Genomic DNA, 25412 nt, shown 5'->3' with positions numbered 1-25412 from the left:
CTCTCCCTGCAACGGCGGTCGTTAACACAACTGCTCTGTATCTTTTTATCGTATAACTCATTATAAGTGGTATATCCTGTTTTTGCATTGGATTATTCTTTATTTACAGATATTATCTTTCTCTGTCTTTCTCTAAATTATGCTAAAATGTGGAAGGAGATCTACGGAGGTGACACAACTGCATGACGATAGGCGAAGTGTTTTCTATTATATTAAGTATTTTATTTGTATTAAACATCGTATTTGCCGGAATTATCATATTTTTGGAACGCAGGGACGCCACGTCAACCTGGGCCTGGGTTATGGTGCTGTTTTTTATTCCATTTCTTGGATTTATCCTTTACCTCATTTTCGGACAGAACCTGACAAGGCGCCGGTTATTTGACTGGGAAGACATTAAGAAAATCGGCATTGAAGATTTAATCCGAGCACAAATTGCCGCACTTCGGGAAGAACGGTTCCACTTTATTGATCCATCGGTCCGCGAGCACCGTGATCTTATTTTTATGCAGCTCGTCAATAACGATTCCGTACTTACCCAGGAAAATGAAGTAGATATATTCATTGACGGCGGAAAGAAATTCGAAGCGCTGATGAAAGATATCGAAGCGGCAGAAGATCATATTCATTTTCAATATTATATTCTTCGCGACGATAAGCTCGGTACAAGAATTATTAAAGCTTTAACCAAAAAAGCTGAAGAGGGTGTAAAAGTCCGGATTTTGTATGATGAAATGGGTTCGCGGTCTATTTCCAAAAAGTCATTCCGTGCCTTTCACGCCGCAGGTGGAGAAACAAGCATCTTTTTCCCGAGGCGCATCCCCTTCATTAACCTGCGGCTTAACTACCGGAATCACCGGAAAATTGTCATTATTGATGGTAAAATCGGCTATACCGGGGGCTTTAATGTCGGTGATGAATATTTGGGACTTGATCCCAAGTTCGGATACTGGCGAGATACCCATCTGCGGATGCTCGGTGACGCAGTAAAAGCCCTGCAGACGCGTTTTATTTTGGACTGGAATCAAGCAAGTCCCGATAAACGGGATATTCATTATCAGGAAGGGCTGTTTCCTGCAGTCGATCCGCATGCCGGCAACACGGCCGTACAGATCGTTTCGAGCGGGCCGGATTCCCAATGGGAACAAATTAAAAACGGGTATATTAAAATGATTTTAATGGCTAAAGAATCGGTCTATATTCAAACGCCATATTTCATTCCGGACCAAAGCCTGATGGACGCCCTGCGGATTGCCGCTTTATCAGGCGTGGACGTACGTATTATGATTCCCAACAAGCCGGATCATCCGTTTGTATACTGGGCAACCTATTCTCATATTGGAACTATCCTCGAAGCAGGAGCCGAAGTCTATATTTATGATAATGGATTTATTCATGCCAAAACGATTGTCGTAGATGGAAAAGTCAGCTCGGTCGGCACGGCGAATATTGATAACCGCAGCTTTGCCCTGAATTTTGAAGTAAATGCATTTATTTATCATCATCCATTCAGCCAGCGGATGGCTCTTATTTTTGAAGAAGATATGAAGCAGTCCACTCGTTTCACCCTTAATAATTACAAAAAACGTTCGTTGTGGATCCGCTTTAAAGAAGCCATTGCCCATCTTCTTTCGCCTATTTTATAAGAGAAAAATCTATCATAAAAAGCCGCCCCTTTTTCAGGAGCGGCTTTTTGTTACATATGTTTCCAGCGTCTGCTTTGCGGATGCTTTTATTTTCCGCTGGATGCTTTCCACATAAGAGCAAGGCTTCTTGAAATCTTTTCTGCATACTCCGGCCCGTTCTTCAGTGCTGTTTGAAGGTCATTCGGACCAGGCACCATGCTGAATGCTGCGGTAATGCCATGCTCATAGACTGCTTCGTACCCTTCGCCAAGCTGGCCGCAGACAGCGAGAACAACGGCATTTTTGTTAACGGAATGTGCTGCTTTTGCCACGCCTACAGGTGTTTTTCCGTAAACGGTCTGGCTGTCCATTTTTCCTTCCCCGGTAACGACAAGGTCCGCCCCTTTTACCCGTTCATAGAAATTTGTTTCTTTCAGCACAATATCGATTCCGGATTCAAGCGATGCGTCAAGGCACCCTATTAGTCCGGCGCCCATGCCGCCTGCGGCTCCTGCTCCTTCTATGTGTGCAATATCTGCATTAAGATCCCGCTTCATGACGTCAGCAAAAACGCCCAGAGCCTCATCCAGCGTTTTTACCATATCCGGGGTCGCACCTTTTTGAGGGCCATATACTGCGCTGGCTCCATTTTTCCCTGTTAATGGATTTTTCACATCGCAGGCGACCGATATACTTACCTGCTTCAGCCTGTCATCCAATCCGGATAAATGAATGGAGTGCAGGCCGGCAAGCGCTGCGCCTCCCGCTGCAACTTCCTGACCTTCATTATCCAACAGCCGGCCGCCCAGCGCTTGTATCATCCCGGCCCCTCCATCATTTGTGGCGCTTCCGCCAATACCAATAATGATTTTTTCCACGCCTTTTCCAAGAGCATCCTGAATCAGCTCTCCGGTTCCGTAAGAGGTGGCTGTCAGCGGGTTTCTCTCCTTCTCATCAACCAGGCCGATGCCCGATGCTTCCGCCATTTCCAGAACAGCAGTCCTGCCATCTTTTGAGACCGCATATTCAGCAGTAACTTTTTCTCCGTTTGGTGACGTTACTTCTATTTGATGCATAGAGGCTTCCAGTGCTTCAGCAAGAGACGTGGTTGTGCCTTCTCCGCCATCTGCCATAGGTATCACATCAACAGAAGCCTCTTCTCCAAATATGTCTTTCCAGCCTTTTTTCATACTTTCTGCTGCTTCCAGTGCTGTCATGCTTTCTTTAAATGAATCGGGTGCAATGACTATTTTCATATTTGGAGCCTCCTGTGTCTGCCGCTTTTTGGACCTGCGCGGGTTTCTCTATTATTGTAACCGGTAACAATTAAACCGTCATTAGCTTTGTATACAAAAAAACCAATCATGCACCGGTTCACATGATTGGCTGCTTTTATACTTTGTATAATTCTGATTCATGACGCTTGAGCACTTCTTCAAATAAATATTTCTTTTCCGGGAGAGGCAGCATACAAAATTCCTGCTTGAGCCCTCTGTCTTTTCCAAAACCGAGAATCGACTGGCAGAACCCACAAGTATTGCTCTTGTGTATAACCGGATTTTCATTGGGAAACCAGTCCTGCTTTTCTTCTATATAATATCCATGAATGGAATATTTCGTTCCGTCCTGCAGCGTAATATTCATGTGAAGCATATCGCCGCTTTTCCAATTGCCGTCTTCGGCGTAGTCTCTCACAAGCATATCCGTCTGCCATTCTATATCGGAGTCGGTAATCGTTAAAAAAGCAGGTAAATCTTCATCTCTTAACTCCTTCCAGCTGGACGTTTCCTGACCAGTTTCCCGTAAATACGCTAAATGTTCCTTATACCGGGACAAGTATAGATGAATTGGCTTTTTTTGACTCATACCCTTCCTCCTTTAGAAATTCCTATTTTTCTGGATAGGATGCGTGTGCACATTTTTATTTTCTCACATTATCAGCCGCTTCGCCACTACGGACTTCTTTCATTTGACGGGCAGATGTTTTTAGTCTATTCTTTCCCTAAGGCAACTTTATGTCTCAAGACTAAATATTGGACTATTCACTATATAAGGAGGGACTGTCATGTCAGAGGCTGTCCGCGTAGAAAATATCACTGCGGCTTACCGTAAAGAACCAGTGCTTCGAAATGTAAGCTTTGCGCTTCCGCAGGGCCGGTTAATTGGAATCGTAGGGCCGAATGGAGCAGGTAAATCCACGCTTTTAAAAGCGGTTCTTGAACTAATTCCCAAATCAAGCGGCAATGTTGAAATACTGGGAAGCAGCGTACGCTCCCAAAAGAAAAATATTGGTTACGTTCCCCAGCGCGGCAACGTGGACTGGGATTTCCCAACCAACGCTCTTGATGTGGTAATGATGGGCCGTTATGCACAGATAGGCTGGCTGAAACGCCCTTCCAGAAAAGATAAAGCTTTAGCAGTAGAGGCCCTGGAGCGTGTAGGGATGAAAGAATATGCGGACCGGCAGATCAGCCAGCTCTCTGGAGGCCAGCAGCAGCGTGTTTTTCTAGCAAGAGCGCTTATCCAGGATGCCCAGGTGTACTTCATGGATGAACCTTTTGCCGGAGTGGACGCTACTACGGAGCGGGCTATTATAGATCTGTTAAAAGAATTAAAAGAAAAAGGAAAAACCGTTATTGTTGTTCATCACGACCTGCAGACCGTAACCGAATACTTTGACTGGGTTCTCTTATTAAATCAGCGTTTAATCGCATGCGGACCTGTAGAACAGACCTTCACTTCTGAACTGCTGCAGAAAACGTACGGAGGCCGCTTGTCTTTTATTCAACAGGAAAACCTTAAGATATAAGAAAGGAGACCGCCTCATGCAGGAATGGCTGCAATTTTTATCCAGCCCGAATCTTCAGTGGGTAATGGCCGGGGCTGCGCTTCTTGGCCTGGCAAGCGGAGTAGTGGGAAGTTTCGTGCTTCTCCGTAAAGAAAGCCTGGTAGGCGACGCAATGGCTCACGCTGCGCTTCCCGGCATCTGTCTTGGATTCTTGGTGTTTGGACGGGAAACGCTTGCTTTAATGGGAGGTGCCGCCCTCACCGGACTCCTCGCTGTCTATGCCATACGTGCCGTGCACTCACAAAGTAAAATAAAGCAGGATGCTGCAATAGGTATCGTGCTCTCTGTCTTTTTTGGATTCGGTATTGTTCTGTTAACAATGATCACGAATGGAAGCTACAGCCAAAGCAGCGGACTCGACGAATTTATTTTCGGTCAGGCGGCTTCTCTGGTTGGAGCGGATGTCCAGATTTTGATTGCAAGTGCGCTTATTCTTCTTATTCTCTCTTTTCTCTTTTTTAAAGAGTTAAAGCTTCTGATTTTTGATCCTTTGTTTGCCGGAGGCATTGGACTACCAATACGCTTTCTGAATGCGCTTCTCAGCTCTATGGTAGTTCTTGTTGTCATTACAGGGATTCAGACCGTAGGAGTCATTTTAATGGCGGCTCTGCTGATCACACCGGCTGTCACCGCCCGGTACTGGACCGATCGTCTTGGTGTAATGGCTGTTCTTTCCGGACTGATTGGAGGTCTGTCCGGTGCTGTTGGTGCTTTGCTGAGCTCAACGATAAGCGGGCTTCCCACCGGACCGGTAATTGTCGTAACCGCCACGGCCTTCTTTTTGATTTCATTTCTGTTCGCTCCGCAGCGGGGCATTTTGTTTCGAATGATGGAAACTAGAAAAAACACGCAGCTTGTACTGAATGATTTTCTTTTGGACACTATGTATGAAAAGCTGGAAAAACGTTATGCTTCCGGCCAGTACAGCGCTCTTTTTTCCCACAGGGAACTCGAGGAGCAGACGCGTCTTCCCCGAAACGGTCTTGAAAAAACCATTCAGTCCCTGCAGAAACAAGGCCTTCTTACACGGAAAGACGGAAAATATGTGCTGACCGGGAAAGGACTTGCCTACGCCTATGACTCTTCTCTGCTCCGCCGGCTTCAGGACATTCATCTTACGCATGAAGCTGAACTTGGTTCATGGAAAGAAGCTTCGGCAAACGGTGATCTTCGGAAGCCCCGGGACTATCTAATGAACGAGCGCATCCATTCCCTTCTCACCGCTGAACAAAAACTGCCGATTTCTCTTGCTATTAAACAGACGTCTATTGAATACGCCGATCAGGCCTAGTATATAAAAGGAGGAACACGCTTTGCTTTACGAACTATGGATTTTAGCGATCAGTTCGCTTGTCGCTGCTACATGCGGCATTGTTGGTACATTTCTTGTACTGCGCCGCATAGCAATGGTGGCGGATGCCATCAGCCACACTGTCCTGCTGGGCATTGTCGGGGCGTTTCTTGTCTCCCAGACGCTTGAAGGCCCGCTTATGCTTATCGGAGCCGCTGTAGTAGGACTGGCGACCACTTATTTTATTCAGGTGCTTGATAACGCCGGCGTGCCTTCTGATGCGGCTATTGGCGTGGTATTTACTTCTTTATTCTCTGTCGGCGTTATTCTTGTTTCTTTATATGCAAGAGATGTTCATTTAGACGTGGATCACGTGTTGATGGGAGACATCAGCTTTGCCCCATTCCATACGATAGAATGGAACGGCATTCCAATGGGACCACAGGCGTTCTGGGTGATTCTGGCCGTCTTTATTATTGATCTTGCTTTAATCCTTCTGCTGTATAAAGAGTTCAAAATCACTTCCTTTGATCCGGCACTTGCTGCGGCTCTTGGTATTCCGGTAACATTGCTCCATTATCTTCTGATGACAATGGTTTCTATTACAGCCGTCGCTTCCTTTGATGCCGTAGGCGCTATTCTGGTGGTCGCTCTTTTGATTGTTCCGCCGGCTACCGCTTACCTGCTCACGGAAAAGCTGAGCCGGATGATTATAGTGAGCGCTTTGACTGGAGTTGTTGCGGCGATTACCGGCTATTATACGGCTAAATACTTAAATGTATCGATCGCAGGCTGTATTGCCAGTGCTGCAGGCGTTCTGTTTCTTATCGCCTTTCTATTTTCCCCTTCCCAGGGTATTCTTTTACGAGGCAGGCAGAGAAAAAAAGCAGCTGCCCCCGCCTCTTCCTAAATACAAAATAAGCTGCAGCCAATGGCCGCAGCTTATTTTTCTTTATTCAAATGTGAATCTTTAAAAACGAAATATTTTATCATAAAGAAGCTTGCCGTAAAGGAAAGAAACATTGCTACTCCCTTTGCTAAATTATAGCGGAGCCAGCCGGGTACACCGACAGCCTGAAACAAAGTATTGCCGCCGATGAACACAAGGTTATTTACTCCAAGGCTTACGAGTCCCTGAAGCACAAAAGCGATCCTTTGTTTACCGCTGCCTTTCGCAGAATCCCTGAAGGTAATCAAAACGTTCCAGATATAGCTGTTCGCTACAGCCAGGCAGTAGGATATCGTGTTATAGGTAGTCAGCATAACCCGTTCATCCGTTGGAAAAAAGTAAAGAAGCAGGTTAAGTGTGCCAATATCTACAGCGGCATTGGATATGCCAATAGCACTAAACTGTGCGTACTGAAATAGTCCTTTTCTTTTTTTCTTTTTTTCCATAGGTATCCCTCAGTTCAATCTGGATGCAGCTCATACCTGTCAGGAACCGGAAAGCTCTTCTTTGCTTTCAGCGGGCTTTTCCCCGGAAACAGCCTGTTCATAGATAGCTTCAATCTGTTCAGCCACCTGGTTCCAGCTGAAGCTCTGGACATCCTGATGGGCCTGATCCGCCATTTTTTTACGCAGAAGCTCGTCTTCAAAGCGAAGAACTGTTTTCGTAAAGTCCCCTTCTACGTCAGGTTCATATAAAAGCCCTGTTTTTCCGTCTTCGATCTGTTCTCTGGTAGGTCCACTCTGTGCAGCCACCAGAGGCAGTCCGGATGCCATTGCTTCCATGATAACGAGTCCCAGCGTTTCCGTAGTAGAAGGAAACACAAACACATCTGATGTAGCAAATGTTTCTGCCAGCTCTTCCCCATGCATAAATCCGGTAAAAATCGTATTCGTACCTTTGAAGTGTTCTTCAAGAGCCTGGCGGTGCGGACCGTCTCCTACAATAGCAAGAACAAACGTATCCGACTCTTCCAGAACATGCCGGACTTTCTCAATTTCTTTTTCCGCAGCCAGTCTCCCTACATATAGCAGCAGGGTTTTTTCGGGCTGGCCGCCTGTCAGCCGGCGTCGCATCGATTCGCTGTATTTGTCCGGGGAAAACTGCTCAGTATTTACCCCGCGCTTCCATAAATGCATACGCTCAAAATTACGGCTCACCAGCTCATCTTTGACCGTCTGCGACGTACATAAATTAATATCCGCCTGATTATGCATTCTGCGAAAATGCCACCACATCAGCCATTTCAAGCTGCCAAGTTTATAATAATCCATATACTGGGCCAGGTTCGTATGATAAGAGGCGACAAGCGGCAGATTAAGCTGCCTTGCATATTTAATGCCTGCATATCCTACCACGGCCGGGTTTACTACATGGACTACATCCGGTTTATATTCCTTCAGATGTTTTTTTACGACCGGATGCGGGACCGCAAACTGCTTGCGATAAAAAGGAAACGTAATGTGGGAAAGGCCGATTACTTTTGCTCCTTTATATTCATAAACTCCAAGGTCAGGTGCGTAAATCCGCACCTCGTGCCCCTGGTCAAGCAGCCAGCTGATGCAGGCTGTAAGCCGGGTTACGATACCATCTGTGGAAGGCAGAAAGGTTTCAGTTATTATGGCTATTTTCAACAGGAACACACTCCGTTTTTATTATTTCCAGGTTACGTTCGGAAGAACATTTTCTTTTACAACGCGGTCTTTATGAGTCAGTGCTGCGTGAAGGATCTCTTTGATTACATCATCTGTCAGCATAAACGGCTCAAGTCCAAGGTCTAGAAGATTTGTATTTACCGCACGGTAAAAATGCTCTTCTGCCTCGATGCGGGGATTGTCATACTTGCCGACTTCCACTTCAATGCCTTCTTCTTTTGCTACACGCTGCACCATTTCCGCTAAGTCCGTAATAGAAAATTCTTCTGTAAACTGGTTAAATACGCGGAACTCACCATTGTCTGCAGGATTTTCAGCAGCAATTTCAATACAACGTACGGTGTCGCGGATATTCAGGAAGCCTCTAATCTGCTGGCCTTTTCCGTAAACAGTCAGGTCATGTCCGATAGCAGACTGAATAATAAAGCGGTTTAATGCCGTTCCGAACACGCCGTCATAATCGAGGCGGTTTACAAGAACCGGATCCATAGCCGTTTCTTCTGTGTCCAGGCCGTATACGATGCCCTGGTTTAAATCGGTGGCACGAATACCCCACGTCTTGCAGGCAAACATAATATTGTGGCTGTCATGAACTTTTGATAAATGGTAAAACGAGTTTGGCTGCTTTGGAAAAGGAAGCACATCTTTTCTGCCTTTATGCTCAATTTCGATATAGCCTTCTTCGATTTCGATGTTAGGGGTTCCGTATTCTCCCATTGTTCCAAGCTTAATTAAGTGGCACTCCGGTACAATTTCTTTAATGCCGTATAGTACGTTCAGTGTTCCTACGACGTTGTTTGTCTGGGTGAAAACAGCATGCTCGCGGTCAATCATGGAATAAGGTGCGGAACGCTGTTCAGCAAAGTGGACAAATGCGTCCGGCTGCTCCTGCTTTAACACCTCACGAAGAAAATCATAATGATTTAAATCTCCTTCGTATGTACGAATTTCTTTTCCAGTGAGCTCTTTCCATTTCGCTACTCTTTCTTCTAGTGTAGCAAGAGGGGTAATAGAGTTGGAATGAAGTTCCTCGTCCCATTTTCTTCTGATAAGATTATCTACGATCGATACGTCATGTCCTTTTTTGGAAAGATAAAGGGCTGTCGGCCAGCCGCAGAATCCGTCTCCGCCTGCAATAATGATTTTCATTGTGTTTCTACCTCCAGGTCATATATTCCATCCTATCCGGCTGGAATAGTCTCTTTTTGTTTAAATTAGTGCTGCTTGTAAAAAAACCGCATAGCATACCTAATTATACACGTAATAATACGAAAATATATGTATAAAAGGTACACACCCTGTCCATAGTATACTATACAACATTTGTTTTAAAGCCGCTATTTTATTTGCTGATTATTTATGTAACTTTTAGTTTTCTGCGGGGTTATACCATGCTTTTACATACTGATGCTTTTCTATATTTTACAGAAAAAAGAGGTGCCTTCCAAAGAAGGCACCCCATTCTTTTTGATTATAGACTTAAATCAGCTGGAGCATCTTTTACGACAAGAATAATTTTTCCGTCGTCGAGCTTTTCTTCCAGCTCTTCTGCTTTCGCTTCTGTATAGCCAAGCTCCTGGAATTTTGCACGAAGCTCGTCTCCCTGTTTGCGGAATACGTTTTTGATGCTCGCGCCGATTCCCTGCTCCTTGGCACCTGCCGGGTTGGCATCTGCTTCATCTGCTACACGATTTGTTCTTTCTTTGTCGTGAGTCACGACGAAAATGTTATCCTCACTGATGCCCTGTGTTTTTAATCTGTCTACAGCTGTTACAGCCTCATCGTCGTTTAAATATTCTTTATAAAATGGTTCCATTGTTTATCTCTCCCTTCTCAGATGAGTGTTCCCCGAAACGAAAAATTTAAAACTTTCTTTTATCCGCCCACAATCTGATGATAAATTTTCCGTGCATTCGCCTTATCCGTTTCTCCGTGAATAATGGCACGGCCGTCTGCAAACAAAACGATTCTTTTTTCTTCCCATTCCAGTACAAGCAGATGGGAATTGGATTTTCGTACTAAATGTTCGTGCTGTTCTTTAAGACGACCCAACGAGGCTTCTGCCGTTTTTGCCGGCCGGATTTGTACGGCATCCCGACCGCACAGCGTTTCCAGCGAAGACCCGGATTCCCACTGCAGATAAGGGTAATCAGCTTTCGTTCCGCAGGAAGTACAGTCCTGTTTTTTTAATTTGTCCAGATTCATCGTACGGTGTTCATTTTTCCAGACATCAAAAGAAAGCAGCGTCCGCCGCAGATCTTTCTCGTTTCCGCTTAATAATTTTAAAGCCTCTGCAGCCTGGTGGGCACTGACCATCTGCACAGCCGGCGCAATAATGCCGGCCGTATCACACGTCTCCCCGTCCATTGGAATATCCTCCACCAGACAGTGCAGGCAGGGGGTGTCCCCGGGAAGAATGGTATAGGTGAGTCCATAGCTTCCTACACAGGCACCATATATAAAAGGAATCTGATGACGACAGGCAAAATCGTTTACCAGCATACGGGTTTCAAAGTTATCAAGTGCATCAATAATAATATCTGCAGGCAGAAAGGATTCCAAAAGGGATGGATCCACTTCGCCTACAACAGCTTTTATATCGGCATACCGATTAATATCGCGGAGTCGTGCTTCTGCCGCAGCGGCTTTTGGGATAGAGTTGTCTGCATCCAATTCGGTATACAGCTGCTGACGGTTTAAATTGCTGTGCTCCACATAATCCCGGTCTACAATAGAAACCGCTCCGATCCCTGCCCTGACAAGCGTTTCAGCCATACTGCTTCCTAAAGCGCCCGCACCGATAATAATGGCATGTTTTTGTTCAATGGACTGCTGACCCTTTTTTTCAATGGGCGCGAACAGCTCCTGACGGGAATAACGACCGTCGTTCACAGCTGGCTCATTCCTTCCGTGGGACTGCTTGCCTGTGCATAGAATTTCTTTTCTGTACGCCCGGCTTCATGTCCAAGCTTTCCTGCCTGAACGGCCAGTTTCATCGCTTCTGCCATTTTCACCGGCTGATCAGCTCCTGCCACAGCTGTATTCAACAGCACACCGTCTGCTCCGAGCTCCATTGCATAGGACGCATCTTTAGGACTGCCGATGCCCGCGTCTACGATAACAGGGACAACCGCCTGTTCTATAATATGGGCTAGATTGTAAGGATTGACGATCCCCAGTCCGGTACCGATAGGCGATGCGCCCGGCATGATCGCGTGAATGCCCAGCTCCTGAAGCTTTCTTGCGAGTACCACGTCATCTGAAGTATATGTGAGTACAGTAAAGCCTTCCTTCAAAAGCTGTTCGGAGGCCTTCAGCGTTTCTACAGGATCCGGCAGCAGGGTTTTATCACATCCGATCACTTCCACTTTAATCATATCGCACATGCCGGCTGCATCTGCCATTCTTGCTATTCTCACGGCTTCTTCAGCCGTCTTTGCGCCGGCCGTATTGGGAAGCAGCCTGTACCCTTTAAGGTCCATATCTTCGAAAGGATCCGGCTGCGAGCTGTCGAAGATATTCATCCGCCTGACGGCAAATGTCAGCACTTCCGTCTCTGACGCTTCCACCGCCTGTTTCTGCACCTCAGCTGTTTTGTATTTCCCCGTGCCTAGAAATAATCGTGATGCTAAAGAAAATCCTCCAATATTCAGCATCTCTCATCCTCCTCCTACAAAATGAACAATTTCCAACCTGTCGTTTTCGTTCAGCAGCGATTCTTTCTGTTCAGGTTTAGTCAAAATTTCCCCGTTTTTTTCTACAACAGATTTTTTGTGTCCAACGTTAAAATGAGCAAGCAGCTGCTCGACAGATTCCACCATCTCCGGTATCTGCTGTTCTTCTCCATTAATGATAAGCTTCACTGGAAACACCTTCCTTTGTTTGTTTTCGATGGGGAGAAAACGCCCTCTCCCATTCCTGATTTATTGTCTCTCCACAAATGGTTCGGGCAAGCCAGACTCCTGTACCCGCTGAAAGCAGGATACCGTTCCGGTAATGCCCGGCTGCCATCCAGAGACCTTGATTGTCTATCGAACCAAGATAAGGTAGTCCATCTGCAGACTGCGGCCTGATACCGCTCCATGCCTGATTGAATTCCGCCCCGGCAAGACCCGGTACCAGCACGAATGCGCTTTTCAACAGGTCATGAATGGAACCGGCGTATACCTGCTTTTCCATACTTCCCGGATGCTCGGTTGCCCCGATAGTAACCGTGCCGTTTTTCTTCGGCACAAGATACACGTCTGGAGCGTGGATCGTTGACGTAAAGAGCTGTTTTTTTGGGCGGATCGATAAAATATCTCCTTTAACGGGAATCATTTCCGGCATGACGGCAATATCACCTTCCAGCAGGTCTGTCCAGGCTCCTCCTGCCATCACTACATGCTCCGCTTCAACTGTTATCTGTTCTGAAGTCACTTTATATCCCCCTGATTTCTTCTTAATAGAAGAAACGGAGGTATGCTCCATTATTTCTGCACCTAAATGAACAGCACTTTGGGCATAGGCGTGCGTTAGATATGGAGCCATCACCTGGCCGTCCTCCGGCATATAAAGAGCACCTTGAAAGGTCTCATCTTTAAGGTCTGGTTCTTTTTTCTGCAGGTCCTCCCGGGTCAGCCAGCTGACTTTTTCGCCTGCTTTCTGCTGAAACGAGAGCACCTCAAGCAGGTGGGTTGTTTCTTCATCCGTATGAGCCGTTTTAAGCATTCCGTTTTTGATATAGTCCACCTGTACATTCGAATAGGATTCCAGTTTAGGTACCAGCTCGTCGTACATCGCACGGCTCGCTCTTGCAAAATCAAAAAAAGCACCTTTACTATTAATCTCCACCTGGGCACCGAGCATACCGGCAGCGGCGCTGGAGGCCTCGCTGCCGATCGTGTTTCGTTCCAAAAGAAGCACCCGTTTTCCTTTTTCTGCGAGATGAAAGGCAGTTGAACAGCCATTAATACCGCCGCCGATCACTACGGTATGATAGGAAATCATTTATTTTCCCTCCTTGTTGAGTTTCGTAAAATAGGCGCAGGCCTGCCGCTCCGGATCTGCTGCTTCATAAAGACCCGACAGCATTGCAACCCCTGCAGCACCGGAGCGAATGCAGTCTTTCACCTGTTCAGGCGTAATTCCGCCGATGGCTATTACCGGCAGCTGTGACTCTCGGGCGATAATCGAAAGCTGCTGAAGCCCCCGCGGTTGAAGGCCTTGTTTACTACCTGTTGAAAATACATGCCCAAAAAACAAATAGTCCGCGCCGGCCTTTTCTTTTTCACGGGCAGCTTCTATGCTGTGAACAGACCAGCCGGTCATGAGGCTTTGTTCCGGCTTTTGTGCAGCAGCTTCTTTCAAATGAAAACCGGTTCCGCTGAAACAGCTTCTTTTTTCTTCGGGTATATTCAAGCGGATCTGCTCCGGCGGCACCCCTTCTTTCTGCAGAAATTCAATGGCGGTTCGTAACTCTTCAAGAGACCAGAGGGGCTCCCGAACGTGAAAACAATCCGTGTATTTTTTGATTTTTTTAGAAATGTGCATCCACTCTTCCAATGTCTGCCGGCCTGTCGACACCGCATGCAGTTCGTTTCGTTGTATATTCATTAAAAAAGCCGCCTTCCCCTGAGGGAAGACGGCTGTTGGTTTCTGCTGAGAGAAGCAGGACAAGCCACTTCCCTCCGCTGGTATATCCAGATCAGGTTCAAAGAGTCCCGAAGTATCACTTCAATCTCAGCCCTTTTAAAAGGCACCCCTAGTGGTAACACTATTAAATTGGTTCTAGTGTTTATCGTAAGCTATCATTGTTTGAATTGTCAATCAACATAAAGTAACTACTGTTTAAACTCGAAGAAAGCTTTATACTAAATGCATACGTTAATTAAAAGGAGAGATACATCATGCCATTTGTAAATATTAAAATTACGAAGGAACAAAAGCCCGCTACGCCGGAACAAAAGCAGCAGCTTATTGAAGGCGCGACAAAACTGCTTCAGGATGTTCTCGGAAAAAATCCGCAGACGACCGTCGTTGTGATTGATGAAGTGGAAACCGATAACTGGGGCATTGGAGCTAAATCCGTTTCGGAAATCCGCAAGAAAGACACGCTCTAATTCAAACAGCATAACTAATTTAAAAACAGGGAGGGCGTCTGCTGCCCTCCCATTTCTTTACTCTACTTCGAGTTCCTCTGTCGGCATGCTGTGCATATTACGGGCTGTCACGTGTGCTGTAATAAAATAAGTGCCGCTTTCTTCGAACGTATACTCCTGCGTGTATTCTCCGCTGCTTTTGTGCTCTCCTTCTATCTGCTCTCCCGTTTCCTGCTCCCCTTCTCTCCATATTTCAAATAAAACCTCGTTCGCATCCTCTACCGCTTCTCCTTCCTGCTCTACCTGAGCTTCAACCTGAACCGTTTCTCCAGCCTCCACTGTTTCATCCGTATGTATGGCTACTTCAATAGGTTCGGTGCTTGGAGGTTCGCTTTCGGCTTCTGATTCCCCGGAACCGCCGCATGCACTTAACAAAAGAAGCATAAAAGCTGTGCTTCCTGCTGCCCATTTTTTCATAAAAAAGCTCCCTTCTCTTTTTCGCTCTGCATCTTTCATTATATCGTGAGTGCGCTTTCTTTGTTACCCCCTCAAGTACCAATTATTAATAACAGTATCCAGAGGGAAGGAACGCTTAGAATCGTAGTGAGCAGCGTAATACTCGAAACCAGATCGGGGCTCGAATGAAACTCTACCGAAATCATCGCAATTGTGGCCGCGGTCGGCATTGCCACTGCCACTATCAGTACGGTACTTAAAAGATCATTTGTCTGCAGCAGTTCGGTTAGTCCCCAGGCAATGACCGGTGAAACTACAAGCCTTACGGCGGTGCCAATGCTGATAAGCTTCCATTCGAGCGAAGCCAGTGAAATTTTAGCCAGTTGCATCCCAAGTACCACCATAACAACGGGAATCGAGGCTTCTCCAAGCATGCTGATGCTGTCAAAATAAGTCGGAGGGATCGTTACCTGAAGCCATTGAAACAAAATACCTAAAAGCAGGGCAAAAAAAGCAGGCATTTTTAATACGACGCGAAGAGCGTCCGCTCCTGTCATATTGCTCCGGTTTGCAATATACACTCCTATCGTGCTCATAAAAAAGGACTGAATCACCATAAAGATAACAGCGTAGGCAAATGCCTGCTCTCCAAAAGCAAACAATATAAGCGGCGCTCCATAGTTTCCGGCATTCATAAACGAGGTGGACAGGGTCATTCCGCTTTCTGTGGGAGCATCCCAGCGCAATACCCAGGTCAGCAGCTTATTTAATAAAAGCATTACAATTAAAAAAATCACAGCAAACAACACAATCAGAAATACATCATAGTCAGGCTCTGTCGTATAAAATGTCCGGAATACCAGAGCAGGCGTCAATATGTATAAAGCCACACCTGATACAGAACGGACATCGAGCAGCTGTTTTTTCTGCAGCAGAAATCCTGAAAGAAAAATTAATCCTATAGGAATAAGCGTACTGATTAAAACGCCCATATACTCATCCTTTCTAAAATAACAAGTAAAGCGGGACCTGTGCAGGCCCCGCTTTATTAGTTTATCATATTTTATTCTTATCGATTCGGCTTTCCTTTTAACATCTGCTTAAGCTGCTTTTTCTCAGAACGGGAGACAAGAATATAAAGAAAATCCTCTTCCTGGATCACCGTTTCCCCATAAGGCGTAACCAGATCTTCATTGCGTACGATCGCACTGATCAAAACGCTGTCCGGAAAGGTAATTTCCTGCAGGGTTTTCCCTAAAATAGGGGTATTCTGATCCGTCTGGAACTCAATAATTTCCGCGTTGGCCTTGCCAATCGATATCAGCTCAATCGAATGGGACGGCACTTCTTTTTTAGGACCGGAAAGGTTCAGCTTTTTGGCTAAATACGAAATACTCGATCCTTGAATCAAGGCGGACGTAAGCACAATAAAGAAAACAATATTAAACAGCAGGCCGCCGGATTCCACACCGGCCACGATCGGAAACGTAGCAAGTACGATTGGAACCGCCCCGCGCAGCCCCGCCCAGGAGATAAATATCTTTTCTTTAAAACTATACGACGTGCCGATAGTCGAAATAAAGGTCGCTGCAGGTCTTGCCACCAGCATAAGCGTGGCGGAAAGAAGCAGGCCGGCAATAACAATAGGAGGACTTAAAAGCTGTTCCGGAAAGGCAAGCAGTCCCAGGATAATAAACATCGTAATCTGCGCCATCCAGGCCATTCCTTCATTAAACCGGAAAATAGAATGACGGTAGGTCAGTTCGGAATTACCCACGATTAAGGCAGCCACGTAAACCGCAAGAAGGCCGCTGGCTCCTGCAAATGCGGCCAGACCGTATGTAAGCAGGGCAAAAGAAATAGCAAAAATCGGATAAAGTCCACTCGAATCCAGGTTAATACGGTTAATCGAAAGCGACGCTATTTTTCCTAGTACTAATCCAATAACAAGGCCCAGGCCCATCTGCCAGAAAAATGATCCTATCAAAAGCAGATAGCTTGGCTCTTCGAGGACGACCAATTCAATAAAGGCTACGGTTAAAAAAACAGCCATCGGATCGTTCGTTCCCGATTCCGCTTCAAGCGTCGCTCCTATTTTGGTTTTGATGTTGCGTTCTTTTAATGCAGCAAAAACAGCAGCCGCATCGGTAGATCCAACAATGGAACCAAGCAGAAATGCCTCTGTCCAGGAAAGATCGACTATCAGCTTGGCAGCTACGCCGACGATAGCCGAGGTCAGGATCACACCTGCAGTAGCGAGCGACAACGAGGGCCCGAGAACTTTCTTTATAGTAGGCCACTCCGTCTGCGATCCGCCCTCAAACAGAATAATAACAAGTGCAATGATACCGATCAGCTGCGCGTATTCCACATTGTCGAAGAAAATAATGCCGAGACCGTCACTTCCCATAACCATACCGACTAGAATAAATAAAATCAGGGAAGGCATACCCAATTTAGATGAGAATTTGGTAACTACCACCCCAATAATAAGAAGCAGCGCCCCCAGCAGTATAAAACTGTCTGTGCTAAAGCTTGCTGAAATCATAGATGGTCTCCTTTTTTATAAATTGACATCCACTTTAGGAATTACTTCATTTTTTTCAATACCTATATATTTTCTTGTTTCAGCCGGACTTGCATGGTGGAATCGTTTTTGAATAAGAGAAACCGCAATTCCTTTATGATAAGCGTGATAGCCGAATGTTTTCCGCAGGGTATGCGGACCAATTGTCCCCTCCACCCCGGCTTCTTTTGCCGCCTGTGTCAGAATACGGTACGTCTGCTGTCTTGTGATTGGTTTTTCCAGACGGGAGGATTGAAACAAATACGTCTGATTTCCGGTTGTACCGGATGTGGAAAAATAATAATGAAGCGCATGGTGGATGCTGTCATTTATGAATATTTCTTCTTTGCCGATAGACAGAAAACGTATTGGTGTGTTCCCATTTTCCACTATATCGCTTACTTCAATTTTCAGCATTTCGCTTATCCGGAGTCCTGTATTAATAGCAAATACAAAAAGCAGATAGTCACGGGCCGAATGTTTTTTTAAGGCAGCTTTCAAGGCCTCTATGGTTTCAATGCTGACAATAGGCTTAACAAATTCCACGATTCACCTCTTTTATGTGTCATAACCACCATCAAGATTATTATTATGTTACTTACACCTTATCATAATGTATGTAAAATAAAAAAAATCAGCCTTGGCTTCTACTTTTTCCGCTAAACGATGTAAAATAAAAAGAAAGGAGGTACCTGGATGAATAAAACAAAGAAACTTACATATACCGCTGTGTTAATTGCTGTCGGCACGGTAACCAGCCCTTTTGTTTCGATCCCGATTGGATTTGCACGAATTTTTCCGGTGCAGCATTTTATTAATGTGATAAGCGCTGTACTGCTTGGACCCTGGTATGCTCTGGCCCAGGCATTTGGTACTTCTTTTCTGCGGAATATTTTCGGGACCGGCTCCGTTTTTGCCTTTCCCGGCAGCATGATCGGAGCTTTTCTTGCCGGTATCGTCTATCAGCGCACGAAAAAACTTTCATTCACTGCCGGGGCAGAAGTAATCGGCACCGGTCTAATCGGCGCCCTGCTCACATATCCGCTTGCTCGGCTGGTGTTTGGCGAAGCAACTGCCTTATTTGCTTTTGTTCCTTCGTTTATCCTCAGTGCCCTGGTTGGAGGGGCGCTGGCTTATCTGCTTCTGCGGGCTTTTGAGCGCCGGAAAGTGCTTGAACGGTTTCAGAAATAAGAATAGATTCTATAGTTGCAAATCACCTCATATACGAATAATATATAACAGGGAATGTTACATATTTCGTATATAAGGTGGTTTTTTCATGCTTAATCGATGGTTTAAGCTCAGTGAGCACAATACCAATATAAGAACCGAACTGCTGGCAGGCATCACGACTTTTTTGACTATGGCCTATATTGTGGTTGTAAATCCCGTCATTCTGGCAGATGCCGGCGTTCCGTTTGAAGCTGTGTTTATGGCTACTATTATTGCTACAGTAGTCGGCACGCTCTGGATGGCTGTTTTTGCCAACTACCCGATCGCGGTAGCCCCGGGAATGGGACTCAATGCGTATTTTGCCTATTCCGTAGTGGGAGGTAATGATCAGATAGGCTATGAAGTAGCGTTCGGTGCGGTGTTTGTTTCGGGGATTATTTTCATTATTCTATCGCTCACGCCTTTTCGGGAAAAATTAATTGAAGCGATTCCTTCTAACTTAAAATATGGAATTACAGCTGGTATCGGCCTGTTCATCGCCTTTATCGGTTTTCGCATGAGCGGCATTATCGTTGCTCACCCGGAAAACCTCGTCGCCCTGGGAGATCTTCAGTCGGCGCCTGTACTGCTGACCCTGACCGGGCTCGCTGTTATGATTACGCTGATGGCGCTTAGAATAAACAGCGCCTTGTTTATCGGAATGGTTGTTACCGGCATCATTGCCTACTTCACGGGAGCGTTATCTTTTGAAGGAGGCGTGGCTGCTGCTCCGCCAAGTCCGGAATGGTTTATTTTCGGCTCCCCTTTGGATGCTTTTGCTGATGTAATCAGCTACGGCCTCTATGCCGTAGTGTTTTCTTTTCTGTTAGTCACCATTTTCGATACGACCGGTACAATGATCGGCGTAGCGGAACAGGCTGGCCTGATTAAAAATAATAAAATGCCCCGCGTTCGCCAGGCACTGCTGTCAGATGCCGTTGCCAAAACAGTCGGGTCCATTTTCGGTACAAGCCCGACCAGCGCCTATATTGAATCGTCCTCCGGGGTAGCGGCCGGCGGAAGGACCGGCCTTACAACGGTTGCAGTAGCTCTTTTGTTTATCCTGACGATGTTTCTGGCTCCTGTTGTGAATGCCGTATCCGGCATTCCAGCCATCACTTCGCCTGTCCTTATTATTGTAGGGAGCCTGATGCTTGGAAGCGTCGCTCATATTAAGTGGGATGAGTTTGACGAAGCGTTTCCAGCTTTTCTTGTTATATTAAGTATGCCGCTTACTTCAAGTATCGCCACAGGCATAGCGTTTGGCTTTATTTCCCACCCGCTGCTGAAAGTAGTACGCGGAAAAGGAAAAACGGTACACCCACTCGTGTATATCTTTGCTGTTCTATTTATTTTCCAGCTGATCTACCTCCCGCATTAAAAGAAAAGCGAGGTCTCCTGCCACCTGCGTTATATTCTGGAAAGGCTGCAAGGAAGCCCGCTTCCGCTGACGAAAGGAAAGAACGCTCGAGGAATAGGCGGCTCAACCTGGACAAAGAAAAGCGAGGTCTCCTGCCACCTGTGTTGTATTCTGGAAAGGCTGCAAGGAAGCCCGCTTCCGCTGAAATAATAATCTTTTTCAACTATAAAAAAAGCAGACCGGAACATTATCCGGGCTGCTTTCTTTTTGATTAATACACAAATCCCATAATAAGAACAGCTGCTGATAACAGAATACAGGCGATCCAAAACACACCCTGCGACTGTCCGCGCTTTCTGCGCCCTATAAGAATCTCCATTACGGCAATCAAGGCAATCGCAAGAACACCTTTGAAAATGTAGAGCAGCGGGAAACCATAGCCGATGACCATTCCTATACCGGAAACCAGCATAATGACAACGAAAAGCCGCTCGATCATCATCATAGCCTTCAGCTTTGGCAGAAAGTAGCTTAACAGGAAGAATATGAACAAGAATGCCCATGCTCCTGCGTGTGCCTGATAAAGAATATATAACATATCTCTCACTCCTTACGTGCAGATTCGCGGTTTGCACATACCGCACTCCTTTCAATATAAAGAAGCGGCGGCGCCAGTGCAACATCCGGTCCGGAAATTCTATAACTTTATCCCTGCACGAGCTTTAATCCAACAGCAGAGGCAATAATAACGCCGATACAGATGATTCGTTTCCAGTCCGCCGATTCTTTATAAAACAGCATCCCCATCACAGCTCCTCCGGCAGCACCGATTCCTGTCCAGACAGCATAGGCCGTCCCCATCGGAAGAGTCTGCATCGCCACGCTCAATAAAATAAAACTAACGCCAAACCCTCCGACAATACCGAGAAAGGCCGGCACCGACCGGTCATGATGCAGCTTATTAATCATTGTTACTCCAAGCATTTCAAAAAGACCGGCAAAAATAAGAGCCACCCAGGCCATTATGCTTCCGCCTCCTTTTTCTCATCTGTCACCAGCTTCAAACCAACCACACCAGATAGCAGAAGCAGAATGAAGATAATTTTACTCCATAAAAACGGCTCCCCGAATAATACAATTTCGGCAATAACCGTCCCAGTCGTTCCAAGCCCGACAAACACAGCATACGCCGTGCCGACGGGTAGATAACGGCTTCCTGTCACGAGCAGATAAAAGCTTGCTGCAATTGCCAGAATCGTAGCACCCCACTCCACGAACCCGGAGGCATGCTTTAATCCAATGACCCACCCTATTTCAAACAAGGCGGCCGTCACAATTTTGATCCAGTCTTTATTCATAAGAAACCTCCTTTTCCGCGCATACAAAAAGCCCAGGGCGCTAATCTTCTGTTTAGAAGATCTCCCGGGCTTTTTTCCCTCCGTGTCAGCATGCTATATACATACTGTGTTTTCTCTTGGACCAGGCCGGCACGGTGCCGCGGAACCCTAGAAAACAATTTGATGCCAGTATAGCTTACAAATTCTTCAAAATCAAGTGTCTTCTCTTTTTCTGTCATCCGGCAGGCTTTCCATGTAGGCCGGACGGTGCCGCGTATCTTCTTCCGTCACCTGAATATGGTCATTCACTGAACGTTTCCTGCCCATCGTTATGTCGTCATACGGAGTAAAGTCGTTAGAAGAGGAAGGCAGGCTTCCCTTTCGGATCGTATAAAACAGGCCGTAAATAAATGCTCCCACCAGAATAGATGCGATAACAAATCCCATTTTCATCCCTCCTCTTCCTCATACTGCTTATCTTACTATACGAAGAGAGAAATCCTTGTTTCACGATTTATCTGCTTTTGCGGGAAATACAAATTCTACCTTGCCTTCGTTGAGCTTCAGCTTCGCGTCAAACGGCGTTTTCCCTTTAAAACCTTTGATCAGGTTCGTCTCCCCGGACTGGCATAGTTTTTTAATCTGGGCCGGAGAAATCGTTTTGCGGAGCAGTGTTTTTGGAAACGTCTGCTTGCAGCCATTAGAATAATTGGTGCATCCATAAAAATTGCGCCGGTTCATAATATAGCCTTCTTTACAGGTTGGACAGAGCACAATAGGTTCGGATTTGGCCGCTTTTTTTCCTTTTCCCTCTTCTTTATCGGCTTCCGACACGGCAAGCGCATCTACAGCCTGAGGCACTTTTTCCACGAGGTCTCTCGTAAATGCCGATGTCTGTTCGATAAACGCCTCTTTCTGCGCCTCCCCTTCCCCAATTTTTTTCAAAAATAATTCCCATTTAGCCGTCATCTCCGGCTTGGACAGAAGCGTGCCTTCCACCGCCTCACAAAGCAGTTCGCCTTTGCGGGTAACGTGCACAATATTTTTCTGCACGCTGATGTACTCCTGGCGGATCAATGTTTTGATAATACCGCTACGGGTTGCCTCTGTGCCGAGCCCTTCCACTTCCTGAAGCGCCGTTTTAGCTTCTTCATCCTCTTCGATCCACTTTCCGCACGTCTTCATCATGTTGATCAGCTGACCTTCCGTGTACGGCGAAGGCGGCTTGGTGGTACCTTCTTCAACAGAAACAGCTGCATCAACCGCCATTCCCTTCTCTAAAGGAGGGAGGACAGGAGGAGCGTTCGGATCTTTTTTAGCAGGAGCAGCTTTTGCTGAAAAGCATTCCTTCCAGCCTTTCACCCGCTCCACTTTGCCTTTGCTCGTAAACAGAAGATCTTTTACATTTGTTGTTACCGTTGTTTCATCATATTCGTAGTCATGATGGAACATGGCGATCGCGCTTTGGACAATTTCCATGTACACCTTGCGCTGATCCGCCGTCAGCTTCTGCAGCGCCGCTTCAGTCGGGATTTTTTTAGTCGGAATAATCGCATAGTGTTCTTTTACTTTACTGCCGTCCACAAACCGGCGGCCCGGATAATCAGTCGCCGGTTCAAATACTTTCCCGGCGGTCGCCTGGTATTTGGTTAAATTGCTTTTAATGTAGGCAAACTCATTGTTTGTAATATGATGGGAATCCGTCCGCGGATAAGTAATCAGCTTTAACGGCTGATCGTAGAGAGACTGGGCAATTTCGAGCGTACGGGACGGACTGAGCTTATATTTTTTATTCATAGTCGTCTGCAGGCTTGATAAAGAATGGAGAAGCGGCGGCTTAATTTTTTTACGGCTTACTTTTACTTCTGTCACTTCACCTATTTCTTCTTTTCCAATTCCATGCTTTTTTAAAAGCGCTTCTGCTTCCGCCGCCTTTTTGTGACGGACTTTCGCTTTTCCTTTGTACGTTCCGGTTGATGCTTTGAATGTGCCCTCCACATCAAAATAAGGTTCCGGCTTAAAGCGTTTAATTTCCATATGCCTGTCATAGATCAGCTTTAATGTGGGCGTCTGCACACGACCGACGCTGAATACGGACTTAATGCCTTTCCGCTGAAGCAGCAGCGTATTACAGACGGCTTGCATTCATGCCGACCATCCAATCCGATACCTGGCGTGCCTGCGCTTCCTGATAAAGAGCCGTATAAGCGTCCCCTGCCCGGAGCTGCTGAAATCCCTTAATGACTTCATTTTTTTCCAGGCTGTTAATCCAAAGTCGTTTGGCAGGTTTGTGGGCCGCCCCTGCTTTTTCAATAATACTGCGTGCGATATTTTCTCCTTCGCGGTCACAGTCGGTAGCAATGATTATTTCATCAGCTGTCTGCAGAAATTTACGCACGATTTGAAACTGTTTTCTCGTTTTCGCAGCTGTTTTCCATTCAAACCTCTCTGGAATCATTGGAAGCTGCACGAGGCTCCAGCGTTTCCATGCCGGTTCATACTCTGCCGGGATTTGAGCTCAACGAGATGCCCTACGCCCCAGGTAAGCACGGCTCCTTTAGGAAACTGCTCACATGCTCCTATATTTATATACCCTTCTCCTTTGCCACCCTTTGGAAAAGCTTCGGCATAGGCTTTGGCCTGACTCGGTTTTTCTGCTAATATGACTGGCATGAGTCTGTCTACCCCTTTATGTTAGAATTTCTTTACTGGCTGCGGAACAAATGTTCTTTCCATTATACGACGACCGGACACGGACTGCAAAGCAGCTATTAATTTTCCCCATAAGTAAAGCCCGCTGTCTCCTTACTGGAGCAAGCGGGCTTTTATTTTTATTAATACAGTTCTTTAAGCGCTTCTTTGGAAAAAGGAACAATCGCTTCTGCATTATTTTCTTTTACTTTTTGAACCCAGGCTGGATCTGACAAGAGCGGCCGTCCAATCGCTACCAGGTCGAATTCGTTCTCTTCGAGCCGTTCTACGAGCTGGTCAATACTTGTCATTTCCGCATGTGTTCTTTCCGTAAAGGCATCATTCAGGCCAATGGAACCAACGGTTATGACCGGAAGACCTGTCAGTTCTTTCGTCCAGCCGGCGAGATTTAATGAAGAACCTTCAAATTCCGGCTCCCAGAACCTTCTTGTTGAACAATGGTATACATCTACGCCTGCTTCCGTAAGCGGTGCAAGAAATTCACGAAGCTCATCCGGCGTCTGTGCCAGCTTTGCTTCAAAATCTGTCATTTTCCACTGGGAAAAGCGGAAGATAATAGGAAAGTCCTCGCCTACTGCTTTGCGGCAGGCTTTGATGACTTCTGCAGCAAAACGGGTACGCTCTACAGCATTACCTCCGTACTGATCTGTTCTTTTGTTCGTTACATCCCAGAAAAATTGATCAATCAGGTAGCCGTGGGCCCCGTGGATTTCAATACCATCAAAGCCAATATCTTTAGCCGCTTTAGCAGCTTCTGCATAAGCCTGGATAATTAATTCGATTTCATCGTCAGAGAGCGGATCTACGACACTTTCCCCGTGAAGATTCAAGCCGGAAGGTCCTACCGGCGGCACAGATTTGCTGCTGTCATCCAACGGTCTCGTCATTCCTACATGCCATAGCTGCGGCACGATTTTACCGCCTGCTTCATGTACGGCTTCTACGACTTTTTTCCATCCGTTCAGCGCATCTTCTCCGTAAAAACGGGGAATATTCTCGTTATCGAGGCTGGCCGGATGACTGATCCCGGTTCCCTCCGTTACGATCAGTCCTACTTCACTCTCTGCGCGGCGGCGGTAATAGGACACAACATTTTCGTCTGGAACACCTTCCGGAGAAAAGTTTCTCGTCATCGGAGCCATCACGGTCCGGTTTTTCATGTGAAGATCTTTTATACTCCATGGCTGGAATAAAGCGTTTATTGATTTAGATTCTGTCATTTGACTGCTCATATGTGATGCCACATTCCTTTCTGATTAAAAAAATTCCTACAGGATAAAGTAAATAAGCCTGTCATTGCACAGATTGTATTGTACGCTTCTGT

The 25412-nt window shown here is 46.2% G+C and carries 30 protein-coding genes and 2 riboswitches; of the genes, 7 read left to right on the top strand and 23 right to left on the bottom strand.

Annotated elements, in window-relative coordinates:
• The first annotated feature begins 182 nt into the window (after positions 1–182).
• The gene (gene cls / locus MMY81_RS25135; protein ID WP_252314974.1) at positions 183–1646 is read left to right on the top strand and encodes a cardiolipin synthase; all 1464 of its coding nucleotides are present in this window, start codon (positions 183–185) and stop codon (positions 1644–1646) included.
• An 86-nt stretch (positions 1647–1732) separates the two neighbouring features.
• On the opposite strand, the gene MMY81_RS25130 is transcribed toward cls, so the two are convergent.
• Positions 1733–2881 carry a glycerate kinase gene (locus MMY81_RS25130; protein WP_252314973.1) on the bottom strand — a complete coding sequence of 383 codons (1149 nt, stop codon included), beginning with the start codon at positions 2879–2881 and terminating at the stop codon, positions 1733–1735.
• A 136-nt stretch (positions 2882–3017) separates the two neighbouring features.
• Complete coding sequence (locus MMY81_RS25125) at positions 3018–3491, bottom strand: hypothetical protein (RefSeq protein WP_120192758.1); 474 nt, start codon at positions 3489–3491, stop codon at positions 3018–3020.
• A 199-nt stretch (positions 3492–3690) separates the two neighbouring features.
• Here MMY81_RS25125 and MMY81_RS25120 point away from each other — a divergent pair, with 199 nt between their 5' ends.
• The 3 genes from MMY81_RS25120 to MMY81_RS25110 are packed head-to-tail and all read left to right on the top strand — an operon-like array spanning position 3691 to position 6674.
• A complete protein-coding gene (locus tag MMY81_RS25120; RefSeq protein WP_252314972.1) occupies positions 3691–4434 on the top strand; it encodes a metal ABC transporter ATP-binding protein in 744 nt (247 codons plus the stop codon).
• Between the two features lie 16 nt (positions 4435–4450).
• The gene (locus tag MMY81_RS25115; RefSeq protein WP_252314971.1) at positions 4451–5764 is read left to right on the top strand and encodes an iron chelate uptake ABC transporter family permease subunit; all 1314 of its coding nucleotides are present in this window, start codon (positions 4451–4453) and stop codon (positions 5762–5764) included.
• 22 nt (positions 5765–5786) lie between these two features.
• Positions 5787–6674: a metal ABC transporter permease gene (locus MMY81_RS25110; RefSeq protein WP_252314970.1), complete on the top strand. Its 888-nt coding sequence runs from the start codon at positions 5787–5789 to the stop codon at positions 6672–6674.
• Positions 6675–6706: 32 nt separating this feature from the next.
• On the opposite strand, the gene MMY81_RS25105 is transcribed toward MMY81_RS25110, so the two are convergent.
• From MMY81_RS25105 to MMY81_RS25065, 9 genes are all read right to left on the bottom strand, one after another.
• Complete coding sequence (locus MMY81_RS25105; protein WP_252314969.1) at positions 6707–7159, bottom strand: GtrA family protein; 453 nt, start codon at positions 7157–7159, stop codon at positions 6707–6709.
• A gap of 39 nt (positions 7160–7198) precedes the next feature.
• A complete protein-coding gene (locus MMY81_RS25100; protein WP_252314968.1) occupies positions 7199–8344 on the bottom strand; it encodes a glycosyltransferase family 4 protein in 1146 nt (381 codons plus the stop codon).
• Positions 8345–8365: 21 nt separating this feature from the next.
• The gene (locus MMY81_RS25095; protein ID WP_120192764.1) at positions 8366–9514 is read right to left on the bottom strand and encodes an NAD-dependent epimerase/dehydratase family protein; all 1149 of its coding nucleotides are present in this window, start codon (positions 9512–9514) and stop codon (positions 8366–8368) included.
• Positions 9515–9836: 322 nt separating this feature from the next.
• Complete coding sequence (locus MMY81_RS25090) at positions 9837–10181, bottom strand: YflT domain-containing protein (RefSeq protein ID WP_252314967.1); 345 nt, start codon at positions 10179–10181, stop codon at positions 9837–9839.
• Between the two features lie 59 nt (positions 10182–10240).
• The gene (locus MMY81_RS25085; RefSeq protein ID WP_252314966.1) at positions 10241–11257 is read right to left on the bottom strand and encodes a ThiF family adenylyltransferase; all 1017 of its coding nucleotides are present in this window, start codon (positions 11255–11257) and stop codon (positions 10241–10243) included.
• Positions 11254–12021, bottom strand: a complete 768-nt coding sequence (locus tag MMY81_RS25080) for a thiazole synthase (RefSeq protein ID WP_252314965.1) — start codon at positions 12019–12021, stop codon at positions 11254–11256. Before MMY81_RS25080 ends, MMY81_RS25085 begins: the two co-directional genes overlap by 4 nt.
• A gap of 3 nt (positions 12022–12024) precedes the next feature.
• Positions 12025–12228, bottom strand: coding sequence for a sulfur carrier protein ThiS (gene thiS, locus MMY81_RS25075; RefSeq protein ID WP_252314964.1), 204 nt, complete (start codon positions 12226–12228; stop codon positions 12025–12027).
• Positions 12212–13354, bottom strand: coding sequence for a glycine oxidase ThiO (thiO, locus tag MMY81_RS25070; protein ID WP_252314963.1), 1143 nt, complete (start codon positions 13352–13354; stop codon positions 12212–12214). Before thiO ends, thiS begins: the two co-directional genes overlap by 17 nt.
• Positions 13355–13960: a thiamine phosphate synthase gene (locus MMY81_RS25065; protein ID WP_252314962.1), complete on the bottom strand. Its 606-nt coding sequence runs from the start codon at positions 13958–13960 to the stop codon at positions 13355–13357.
• A 52-nt stretch (positions 13961–14012) separates the two neighbouring features.
• A riboswitch (TPP riboswitch) is annotated at positions 14013–14120 on the bottom strand.
• Positions 14121–14253: 133 nt separating this feature from the next.
• On the opposite strand from MMY81_RS25065, the gene MMY81_RS25060 reads away from it, so the two are divergent.
• On the top strand, positions 14254–14466 hold the full coding sequence (locus tag MMY81_RS25060; RefSeq protein ID WP_120192771.1) for a tautomerase family protein: 213 nt from the start codon (positions 14254–14256) through the stop codon (positions 14464–14466).
• A gap of 57 nt (positions 14467–14523) precedes the next feature.
• Here the strand turns inward: MMY81_RS25060 and MMY81_RS25055 are convergent, their stop codons facing one another.
• The 4 genes from MMY81_RS25055 to MMY81_RS25040 form a co-directional block, all read right to left on the bottom strand.
• Positions 14524–14922: a FixH family protein gene (locus tag MMY81_RS25055; protein WP_252314961.1), complete on the bottom strand. Its 399-nt coding sequence runs from the start codon at positions 14920–14922 to the stop codon at positions 14524–14526.
• Positions 14923–14993: 71 nt separating this feature from the next.
• The gene (locus tag MMY81_RS25050) at positions 14994–15893 is read right to left on the bottom strand and encodes an AEC family transporter (RefSeq protein WP_252314960.1); all 900 of its coding nucleotides are present in this window, start codon (positions 15891–15893) and stop codon (positions 14994–14996) included.
• A gap of 77 nt (positions 15894–15970) precedes the next feature.
• Positions 15971–17449, bottom strand: coding sequence for a potassium/proton antiporter (locus MMY81_RS25045; RefSeq protein ID WP_252314959.1), 1479 nt, complete (start codon positions 17447–17449; stop codon positions 15971–15973).
• 15 nt (positions 17450–17464) lie between these two features.
• On the bottom strand, positions 17465–18013 hold the full coding sequence (locus tag MMY81_RS25040) for a tyrosine-type recombinase/integrase (RefSeq protein WP_252314958.1): 549 nt from the start codon (positions 18011–18013) through the stop codon (positions 17465–17467).
• 150 nt (positions 18014–18163) lie between these two features.
• Here MMY81_RS25040 and thiW point away from each other — a divergent pair, with 150 nt between their 5' ends.
• Positions 18164–18658 carry an energy coupling factor transporter S component ThiW gene (thiW, locus tag MMY81_RS25035; RefSeq protein ID WP_252314957.1) on the top strand — a complete coding sequence of 165 codons (495 nt, stop codon included), beginning with the start codon at positions 18164–18166 and terminating at the stop codon, positions 18656–18658.
• A gap of 88 nt (positions 18659–18746) precedes the next feature.
• Positions 18747–20060 (top strand): NCS2 family permease, encoded by a 1314-nt coding sequence (locus tag MMY81_RS25030; RefSeq protein ID WP_252314956.1) that lies wholly within the window; start codon positions 18747–18749, stop codon positions 20058–20060.
• A gap of 250 nt (positions 20061–20310) precedes the next feature.
• On the opposite strand, the gene MMY81_RS25025 is transcribed toward MMY81_RS25030, so the two are convergent.
• The 8 genes from MMY81_RS25025 to MMY81_RS25000 form a co-directional block, all read right to left on the bottom strand.
• The gene (locus MMY81_RS25025; RefSeq protein WP_252314955.1) at positions 20311–20637 is read right to left on the bottom strand and encodes a DUF1516 family protein; all 327 of its coding nucleotides are present in this window, start codon (positions 20635–20637) and stop codon (positions 20311–20313) included.
• A gap of 107 nt (positions 20638–20744) precedes the next feature.
• Entirely contained in the window at positions 20745–21062 is a 318-nt protein-coding gene (locus tag MMY81_RS25020) for a DMT family transporter (protein ID WP_253076098.1), read from the bottom strand.
• Positions 21062–21397: a DMT family transporter gene (locus tag MMY81_RS25015; protein ID WP_252314954.1), complete on the bottom strand. Its 336-nt coding sequence runs from the start codon at positions 21395–21397 to the stop codon at positions 21062–21064. The genes MMY81_RS25020 and MMY81_RS25015 overlap by 1 nt, the downstream gene beginning before the upstream one ends.
• A gap of 59 nt (positions 21398–21456) precedes the next feature.
• Positions 21457–21559, bottom strand: a riboswitch (guanidine-I (ykkC/yxkD leader).
• A 30-nt stretch (positions 21560–21589) separates the two neighbouring features.
• Complete coding sequence (locus MMY81_RS25010) at positions 21590–21823, bottom strand: hypothetical protein (RefSeq protein ID WP_252314953.1); 234 nt, start codon at positions 21821–21823, stop codon at positions 21590–21592.
• Between the two features lie 60 nt (positions 21824–21883).
• Positions 21884–23521 (bottom strand): type IA DNA topoisomerase, encoded by a 1638-nt coding sequence (locus tag MMY81_RS25005; protein WP_308215471.1) that lies wholly within the window; start codon positions 23519–23521, stop codon positions 21884–21886.
• Complete coding sequence (locus MMY81_RS34520; protein WP_308215470.1) at positions 23505–23834, bottom strand: toprim domain-containing protein; 330 nt, start codon at positions 23832–23834, stop codon at positions 23505–23507. Before MMY81_RS34520 ends, MMY81_RS25005 begins: the two co-directional genes overlap by 17 nt.
• Positions 23831–24049: a hypothetical protein gene (locus tag MMY81_RS34515; protein ID WP_308215469.1), complete on the bottom strand. Its 219-nt coding sequence runs from the start codon at positions 24047–24049 to the stop codon at positions 23831–23833. Before MMY81_RS34515 ends, MMY81_RS34520 begins: the two co-directional genes overlap by 4 nt.
• Positions 24050–24210: 161 nt before the next feature.
• On the bottom strand, positions 24211–25320 hold the full coding sequence (locus tag MMY81_RS25000) for an NADH:flavin oxidoreductase (protein WP_252314952.1): 1110 nt from the start codon (positions 25318–25320) through the stop codon (positions 24211–24213).
• Between the last annotated feature and the right edge of the window lie 92 nt (positions 25321–25412).

The organism is Sinobaca sp. H24, assembly GCF_023845525.1.
This window is presented reverse-complemented; position numbering and strand designations above follow the sequence as displayed.